The sequence below is a fragment of the Bacillota bacterium genome (assembly GCA_040754675.1).
In the GTDB taxonomy this organism is placed as follows: Bacteria; Bacillota; Limnochordia; order Limnochordales; family Geochordaceae; genus Geochorda.
Map to the genome: position 1 here is coordinate 1 of JBFMCJ010000155.1, position 8,357 is coordinate 8,357.

Sequence of the window (8,357 nt, forward strand, 5' to 3'; positions counted from 1 at the left end):
AGGCCCCCGCCGTCACCAGGCGCTGCCGGAAGCTCTCCCGGCGGAAGAGGTTGGTGAGGTGAACCTCCACGGAAACGACGCCCGCCCCTGCCAGCGCGTCCCGGATGGCCAGGCTGTAGTGGCTGTACGCGCCGGGATTGACGATGATCCCGTCGAACCGCGCCGAGGCCCCGCCGATGGCTTCCACGATCACACCCTCGTGGTTTGTCTGCAGGAACTCCACCTCGACGCCGAGGCGTTGGGCCTCCTGAGCGATGCGGGCATTGAGGGCCGCAAGCGTCTCGTGCCCGTAGAGCTCCGGCTCCCGCACGCCGAGGCGGTCGAGGTTGGGCCCGTTGATGACGAGAATGCGCACCTTGGGGTGACTGCGCTCCCTTCAAGCCGGCCCCGCGCCGTTTTGCTCCTGCCACACCCGGGCAAAGCGTTCGGGCGTCACTGTGCCGGAAGCCACCACCGGCTCGCCCGGACGTTCGAGGAGCACCCAGCGCCGGAGACCGGCCTGTTTCTTCTTGTCGGCGTCCATCAAGTTCCACAGGAGGTCCGCATCGGGGGCCTCCGGCCCTGCCGCGGACGGAAGCCCGATCCGGCGAAGCAGTTGTATGAGGCGTTCGACCAGACCGGGCTCCTGCAGCACCCCCACCCGTTCGGAGAGCATGGTGGCCGTCACCATGCCGATGGCGACCGCTTCCCCGTGCAGGTACCGCTCGAAGTTACCGGCCACCTCCAGTGCGTGGCCCACCGTGTGCCCGAAGTTGAGCACCGCCCGGCGCCCCGTCTCGTTCGGGTCTTCGCTGACCACCAGCGCCTTCACCTTTGCCGCCCGGGCAACGAGTACCACGTCGGGCAACGCCTCCCCGGTACCGTCCACGAGTTCGAGAAGCGACGGGTCCCCGACCAGGGCGTGCTTGACCACCTCGGCCATGCCGGAAGCTACCTCACGGCGCGGCAGCGTCGACAACACGTCCACGTCGGCGACGACGGCCAGGGGATGGTGGAACGCCCCCACGAGGTTCTTGGCGGACGGTATGTTGACGGCGGTCTTGCCGCCGATGGCCGCGTCCACCTGCGCCAGAAGCGTGGTGGGCACCGAGATCCAGGCCACCCCGCGCATGTAGGTGGCCGCCGTAAACCCCGCCAGGTCCAGGGCCGCGCCACCCCCAACCCCGATGACGAGCCCCGAACGGTCCAGGCCCGCCGCCTTTGCCTGTTCCCAGGCCGAGGCGAGAGTTTCCAGGCTCTTGGCGGCCTCCCCGGGGCCGACCGGCGCGTAGCCCACGCGCCAGCCGCTGGCGGACAGGGTCCCTCCAATCCGTTCGGCCACCGCCTGCACCGCCCGGTCGGCGATGACCAGGGCGCTGCCCCCCAGGCCCCGCCGCCGCGCCAGGTGCTCCACCATCGCGCCGAGGCGTTCGATGAGGTTTCGCCCCACCACCAGCGGGTAGGCGTGCCCGGGACCGAGCACCCACGCTGCTGTGGGCGCGATCCGGTACCACTCCAGGGCCTCCAGCACCCGGTCCGCCACCTGCGAGGCCGCCTCGGGGCGCGCATCGACCCAGATCGGGGCGCAGGCGTACAGCCACTGGCGCCGCTTCCACAGGGCCCGGGCCCTGTCCAGAGGCCTGCCCTCATCCCCGGCCAGCAGCGGCCGCACCGGGCCGCCGTTCAGGGCCCGGCTCACGGCCTGCTCCACGGGGCAGAAGAGCCACACGACTTCGCCGCTCCGGGCAAGGAGCTCCCGCCCTTCGGGGCGCTCCACGATGCCGCCGCCCGTGGCCACCACCTGGGCGGGCCGCGAGGCGACCTCCCGGAGCGCCTGCTGTTCCAGCCGGCGGAAGCCTTCTTCGCCCTCTTCCTGAAAGATGCGCTCCACCGGCCGCCCGGCACGGGCCTCGATCTCCAGATCCAGGTCAACGAACGGCCGGCCCAGCCGTTCGGCCACCAGCCGCCCCACGGTACTCTTTCCCGAACCCATGAAGCCGGTGAGGTACAGATTGGCGCCGCTATCCAACGGGCCCGACCCCCGGCACGCCGCCGGCCCTTCCCCCGCCGGACGCCTCCAGGCCGCGGCGGTACGCCTCAACCGACCGGACAAGCTCGTCCACCGTATCGCCGCCGAACTTTTCCAGAAGCGCCTGCGCCAGCACCCACGCCATCATCGCCTCCCCGACCACGACGGCGCGGGGTACTGCACACGCATCGCTGCGCTCCACGGCCGCCTCGGCGGGCTCGTGGGTGCTCAGGTCCGCTGTGGCAAGAGGGCGCATCAGGGTGGACAGAGGCTTCATGGCCGCCCGCACCACCAGCGGCTGGCCGGTGGTAACCCCGCCTTCGAGACCCCCGGCCCTGTTCGACGGGCGGTAGAACCCCACCCGGTCAGGGCCGGCCGCCCACTGGCCCGGCGGGACCCGCCCGAACGCGATCGGATCGTGCACCTCCGAACCCGGCCGGTGCGCTGCGGAGAAGCCCTCCCCGATCTCCACGCCCTTCACCCCGGGAATGCTCATGAACGCCGCCGCAAGCTGCGCGTCCAGCCTCCGGTCCCAGTGGGTATAGCTACCCAGCCCGGGCATGACGCCGGCCGCCGCCACCTCGAAGATGCCCCCGAGCGTATCACCCCGCTCCCGAGCCTGGTCGATGGCGGCCACCATGGCCGAGGTGGCTTGCGGATCGGCGCACCGGACGGGAGAAGCCTCCGCCCGGTCGGCGAGTTCTCGAACATCCACCGCCGCGGCGGCTGCCAGGCCCGGCGCCTGCACCGGCCCGATGGCCACCACGTGACCGGCGATGGCGATGCCGACCGTTTCGAGGAGCCGCCGAGCCGCAGCGCCCGCCGCCACCCGGGCGGCGGTCTCCCGGGCCGATGCCCGTTCCAGCACGTTGCGCACGTCTTTGAAGCCGAACTTCAGCGCCCCGGCCAGGTCGGCGTGACCGGGGCGCGGGCGCGTCACCGGCCGGACGCGCCAGTCCCCTGCCGCCTCGCGCGCCATCCCGCTGGGATCCTCTGCCGGCGGGGCAGGATCCATGGCGGCGCGCCAGCGGGCGTAGTCCCGGTTTTCGATCACCATGGCGACGGGGCTTCCCAGCGTAAGGCCGTGACGCACGCCGGAGAGAATCCGCACGTGATCCTCCTCGATCTGCATGCGCCGGCCGCTTCCGTATCCGGCCTGGCGGCGCCGCAGCTCCCTGTCGATGGCTTCGGCCGGGAGCCGCAGGCCCGCGGGCAACCCGTCCACGATAACGACCAGCGCCGGCCCGTGCGACTCCCCTGCCGTCAGAAACCGGAGCACTCTCAATCACCCCGGCGGCGGCGCAGCCGGGCCTGGACCCTATCTGCCGGCAACAGGCCGCGGCGGCCCATCCACCGCAGGACGGCACGTTCGCCCACCCTCCAGATGCGGGTGAACGGGTGATCCCTGTCCCGCAGGGGATCCACCAGGATGGTGTACATGCCTGCCAGCTTGCCGCCCAGGATGTCGGTCCAGAGCTGGTCCCCGACCACGGCCACTTCTCCCGGCGTGCACCCCATCATTTTCGCAGCGTTGACGAAAAAGCGCGGCAGCGGCTTGAAGGCGCGCCCCGCCGCCGGAACGCCGAGGGCCGCTGCCGCAGCTGCCCGGCGATGCCTCCTGGCGTTCGACAGGATCGCCACGGCGAGCCCTGCGCGCCTGGCGCGTTCGACGAAGCGGTGCGCCTGCTCGGCGACCGGTTCACCCCAAGGCGTCAGCGTGTTGTCCACGTCGACGAGAAGGCAGCGGATGCCCCGCCGGACCAGGGCCTGAAGGTCTATGGCATCGGGGTTGTCCACCCAGAGGTCGGGCACCAGGAGAGCCCGGATGCCCCCTACCCGCCGGGCGGCGCGCTGCCGCTCCGCTGCTGCGCCGTTTTCGCCCATAGTGGCCTTATTATAGCATCGGCGCGGTCTTTTTCCGTCGCTTCCGGCTCCCCTATCCGTTGACGAGCTGGTGGTACAGCTTGGTGAGGGCTCGCTTTTCAATGCGGGAGACGTAGGAACGGGAGATGCCCAGATAGCGGGAAATGTCCCGCTGCGTCTTCCGCATCCCGTCAACGAGGCCGTAGCGCATCTGCAACACCCACTGCTCGCGGCGACTGAGCGTCCCGAGCGTCCGGCGGAGGCGGTCCTTCTCGACCTCCGCCTCCACCTGCTCGGTCACCGCCTCCGGGTCGGTTCCCAGCACGTCGATGAGGGTGACGTCATTGCCCTCGCCATCCGAGCCGATGGGGTCGTACAGCAGCGCTTCGCCCCGCGTCTTTCGGACCGACCGCAGGTACATCAGGATCTCGTTTTCGATGCACTTCGCCGCGTACGTGGCCAGACGGGTCTTGCGCGACGGGTCGAAGGTGTTGATAGCTTTGATGAGCCCGATGGTGCCGATGGAGATCAGGTCTTCCACGTCCTCGCCCGACGACTCGAACTTCTTGACCAGGTGGGCCACGAGCCGGAGGTTATGCTCGACCAGCGTGCTGCGGGCCTGCTGGTCGCCCGCCAGCATGGCGCTCACCAGACGCGCCTCTTCGTGTTCGCCAAGCGGCAAAGGGAAGGACCCTTCCCCGCCAACGTAGCCGGCAAGCCATATCACGTGGCGCAGCCACTGGGCGGCTACTTCCGCAAGCGTCAGGACGTACAAGCTCCGAACCCCCCAGAAAAAACAGCGGCCTCCCTATCCTATGGGAGGCCGGGGGAGTCGGTGCTGGTCCTCCAGAGCCATTTAGTTAGAAGGCCACACGCCGCCTGGCGCTCACGTGTTCCTGGAAGGTGCGGCTGAAGATGTGTGTGCCGTCGCCCCGCGCCACGAAGTACAGATACGGCGTGTCGGCCGGGCGCAGCGCTGCCTCCAGGGAGGCGAGGCCGGGGCTGGCGATGGGCGTGGGCGGGAGCCCCGGATAGCGGTAGGTGTTGTAGGGGGAATCGATGGAGAGGTGCTTCTGGTACAGCCTGCGCGGGGCGGGATCCAGGATGTACTTGAGGGTCGGATCCGCCTGCAGCGGCCGGCCCAGGCGCAGGCGATTGTGAAAGACGGAGGAGATCAGGGGGCGTTCCCCGTCCCGCATGGCTTCCTTTTCGATGATGGATGCCAGCGTCACGGCCTCGTGCAGCGTCAGGCCGCTACCCTCTTGAAGGCGCTCGTACACCGTCAGCGCCTTTTCCGCAAAGCGCGCCACCATCCTTCGGATGATGCTCTCCTCGCTCTGCCCCACCTCAACGCGGTAGGTGTCCGGGAAGAGATACCCCTCCAGGCTGCCGGGAGGCTTGGGCAGGGTTCGCTCCCCGGCGAACAGCCACCGGTCGTCGGATGCGAGGTCGATGAAACGCCGGGCGTCGGCCAGCCCCTTGCGCTCCAGCAGCGCCGCGACGTACCGGATCGTGGCGCCCTCCGGGATCGTCACCCGTTCCACTGCGACGCTGCCGCGGGAGAGGATGTGCAGCACGTCCTGCAGGTGCATGTCGGGCCGCAGGCGGTAGTAGCCGGCCTGAAGCCGTCCCTCCAGGCCTTCGAGTCGCGCCATTACCCCGAAGAGAAAGGACGACCGGATGAGGCCGCGCTCTTGCAGGATCTTCCCCACCGCGCTGGCCGACGCGCCGGGCGGCACCTCCACGATGAGGGGCGCCGCGAGCGGGCCGGTGTTGACCGGCAGCATCCACCACGCCGCGATCACCGCGGCCAGGCCCGCGACCACGGCGCCCGCGCCAAACAGCAGCCCGGCCGCGCGCCCCGCAGCAAGGGCCCGGCCTGCCGTCCCCGTCTGCACCCCACCACCCCCGTTTGACGGCGGCGGGCGGCCGCTTTAAGAGCGCCGGCCCGCCTTACCGAAAGCTAAAGGGTCCCCCGGTTGCCTTCTTCGTCGTCCTCGTCTTCCTCGTCGCCGGCCCAGTCGTCGTCCTCGTCTTCGTCGCCGGCGAAGCCGTCCTCGTCGTCCTCGTCGTCTTCGTCGTCTTCGTCCTCGTCCTCTTCGCCGTCCATCTCCTCCAGCGCCTGGACAACCCGGTCGAACTCGTCGTCGTCCTCGACGTTCACCAGGACTTCCTCGCCGTCGTCGTCGGTCTCGAGCCGGAAAACGTAAGCCCCTTCCTCCGGATCCTCCTCAGGCAGCAGAACCGCGTAGCGCTGCTGGTCGACCTCGACCACGTCTACCAGCGTAAACTCGTGCTCGTGGCCCTCGTCGTCCACCAGCGTGATGTGATCGTCGTCCTCCTCGCCGGCCGAGAACGGACCATGGCGCTCCTTTTCGTCCGCCACGTGGCACCCCATCCTTTCGCTTCCAGCGACCTATCGTCCGCCAGCTTGCGGTAGCGTATCCTTACCCTGCGTCGCCCTTACCTGGCGCCGGGCCAGGTAGGTATCCAGAATGATGGCTGCCGCCACGTGGTTGAGCACTCCGCGGCGCCGACTCCGGGAAAGGTCGGCATCCAGCAACATCCGCTCGGCCTCGCGGGTAGAAAAGCGTTCGTCCACCAGCACCACCGGGATGCCTACCACACGCTGGAGGTGCCGGACAAACTCCTTGACCCTACGGGCTTCGGGGCCCTCCCGACCGTCGGTACGTGTTGGCAGCCCCACCACCACCTCCTTGATCTGGAGCCGGGCGACGAGCTCGGCGATGGCCGCAAGTTCTTTTCCCTGCGGCTCTCGCCGCAAGGTCTCGAGAGGTTGAGCGGTCGTACCCGTCGGATCGCTGACGGCCACGCCCACCGTCTTGCTCCCCACGTCGAGCGCCAGGACCCTGCCGTACGACCGTGCCATCACGACCGTGCCATGATGCCAGGAAGAACTCGCAAGAAAGCCCGCCCTACTTCTCGCGGGCGTTGGGGCAGCGGACGTAGTGCTCGATGATCTCCTCGAGCAATTCGTCTCGCTCCACCGTACGGATCAGACTGCGGGCGTTTTTATGACTGGTGATATATGTGGGATCTCCCGAAAGCAGGTACCCGACCAACTGGCTCGTCGGGTGGTAACCCTTCTCGACCAGCGCCTGGTAGACCTGGCGGATCAGTTCCGCGGCACGCCGGCGGCCTGCTTCTTCGACGCGGAACCGGACGGTCTCCTGCCCCGTCTCCGGTCCCTGGTCCTGCGGCGTCCCCTTGGTTTGCCGCACCCCGCTCACCCTATCCCCCGGATGGCTCTCGAGGCTTCCATGCCGTTAGCTGGCCCGGAGCAAGAGTTCCCTGGCGCGCCGGCGGGCGGCCGCGAGCGCCTCGTCGATCTTCGACGGGTCCTTGGCACCCGCCTGCGCCATCTCAGGCCGTCCCCCGCCGTCTCCCCCGGCCGCACGGGCCGCCGCCTTCACGATCTCACCGGCATGGATGCCGCGCTGTGCGAGTTCGCGCGTGGTCATGGAGACAAAGAGCACTTTGCCGTCCGACGGGCTCGCTAGGAACACCACCGAAGGCCCGAGGGCTTCGCGCAGCCGGTCGCCCAGCGCGCGAAGGGCGGAAGCGTCAAGCCCGTCCAGTCGGCCCACCACGAGCCGAGCCGCCCCAACCCGTTCGGCCTTCGCCACCATCTCGTCAGCATAGCGGCTCATCAGGCGTGTCCGCAGGAGTTCGGCCTCCTGCTGGGCCGACCGCGCATGGGCAATCAGGCGTTCCACCTGGTGCAGGAGGTCCTCGGGTGAGGTCTGCAGGCGCTCGCTCAGTTCCTGCCACTCCCGCTCGCGGCGGGTAAGGTAAGCCAGGGCGGCCTCGCCGGCCACCGCCTCGATTCGCCGCACGCCCGCCGCCACGCTGGCCTCGCTGATGATGTGAACGAGCCCGATTTCGCCCGTGTGGCGCACGTGAGTGCCTCCGCACAGTTCCCGGCTGTACCCGCCGCCGATGTCGACCATCCGCACCCGCTCGCCATACTTCTCGCCGAACAGCGCCACGGCCCCCTGGGCCAGCGCCTGTTCGACGGTGGTCTCCACCGCCGCGACGGGCAGGTCCTCCAGAACCCTGCGGTTTACCTCGCGCTCGAGCCGCTCGATCTCCTCCGGCGTCAGCGCCTGGAAGTGGTTGAAGTCGAACCGGAGCCTGTCCGGTGCCACGAGGGACCCCGCCTGCAGGGCGTGCTCGCCCAGCACGATGCGAAGCGCCCGGTGCAGCAGGTGAGTGGCCGTATGGTGGCGGGCCGCTCCCATGCGGCGTTCCCAGTCCACCGCCGCCTCCACCGTGTCACCCTCCTGCAGCCGGCCCTCTTCGATCCGCACCCGGTGAACGATGACCCCGGCCAGCGGCCGCTGCACGTCGAGCACGGAAGCTCGCCCACCCGACCAGGCGAGCCCCCCTGTGTCGGCCACCTGCCCGCCTCCCTCGGGGTAGAAGGGCGTCCGGTCCAGCACCACCAGCGCATCGGTACCTTGCT

General features: G+C 69.5%; 10 protein-coding genes. All 10 read right to left on the reverse strand.

Going from position 1 to position 8,357, the window contains the following annotated elements; genetic code table 11:
* On the reverse strand, nucleotides 1-355 hold a 355-nt coding region (locus AB1609_10405), incomplete at its 3' end, for a type II 3-dehydroquinate dehydratase (GenBank protein ID MEW6046878.1).
* A 21-nt stretch (nucleotides 356-376) separates the two neighbouring features.
* On the reverse strand, nucleotides 377-2,008 hold the full coding sequence (aroB, locus tag AB1609_10410; GenBank protein ID MEW6046879.1) for a 3-dehydroquinate synthase: 1,632 nt from the start codon (nucleotides 2,006-2,008) through the stop codon (nucleotides 377-379).
* Nucleotides 2,001-3,287 (reverse strand): chorismate synthase, encoded by a 1,287-nt coding sequence (gene aroC / locus AB1609_10415; protein ID MEW6046880.1) that lies wholly within the window; start codon nucleotides 3,285-3,287, stop codon nucleotides 2,001-2,003. Before aroC ends, aroB begins: the two co-directional genes overlap by 8 nt.
* Nucleotides 3,288-3,289: 2 nt before the next feature.
* Nucleotides 3,290-3,892 carry a YqeG family HAD IIIA-type phosphatase gene (locus AB1609_10420; protein MEW6046881.1) on the reverse strand — a complete coding sequence of 201 codons (603 nt, stop codon included), beginning with the start codon at nucleotides 3,890-3,892 and terminating at the stop codon, nucleotides 3,290-3,292.
* Nucleotides 3,893-3,944: 52 nt separating this feature from the next.
* Entirely contained in the window at nucleotides 3,945-4,646 is a 702-nt protein-coding gene (sigK, locus tag AB1609_10425) for an RNA polymerase sporulation sigma factor SigK (protein ID MEW6046882.1), read from the reverse strand.
* Between the two features lie 85 nt (nucleotides 4,647-4,731).
* Complete coding sequence (mltG, locus tag AB1609_10430) at nucleotides 4,732-5,769, reverse strand: endolytic transglycosylase MltG (protein MEW6046883.1); 1,038 nt, start codon at nucleotides 5,767-5,769, stop codon at nucleotides 4,732-4,734.
* 65 nt (nucleotides 5,770-5,834) lie between these two features.
* A complete protein-coding gene (locus tag AB1609_10435) occupies nucleotides 5,835-6,257 on the reverse strand; it encodes a DUF1292 domain-containing protein (protein MEW6046884.1) in 423 nt (140 codons plus the stop codon).
* A gap of 30 nt (nucleotides 6,258-6,287) precedes the next feature.
* A complete protein-coding gene (ruvX, locus tag AB1609_10440; GenBank protein MEW6046885.1) occupies nucleotides 6,288-6,761 on the reverse strand; it encodes a Holliday junction resolvase RuvX in 474 nt (157 codons plus the stop codon).
* 46 nt (nucleotides 6,762-6,807) lie between these two features.
* The gene (locus tag AB1609_10445; GenBank protein ID MEW6046886.1) at nucleotides 6,808-7,113 is read right to left on the reverse strand and encodes an IreB family regulatory phosphoprotein; all 306 of its coding nucleotides are present in this window, start codon (nucleotides 7,111-7,113) and stop codon (nucleotides 6,808-6,810) included.
* 45 nt (nucleotides 7,114-7,158) lie between these two features.
* On the reverse strand, nucleotides 7,159-8,357 hold a 1,199-nt coding region (locus AB1609_10450; protein ID MEW6046887.1), incomplete at its 5' end, for a DHHA1 domain-containing protein.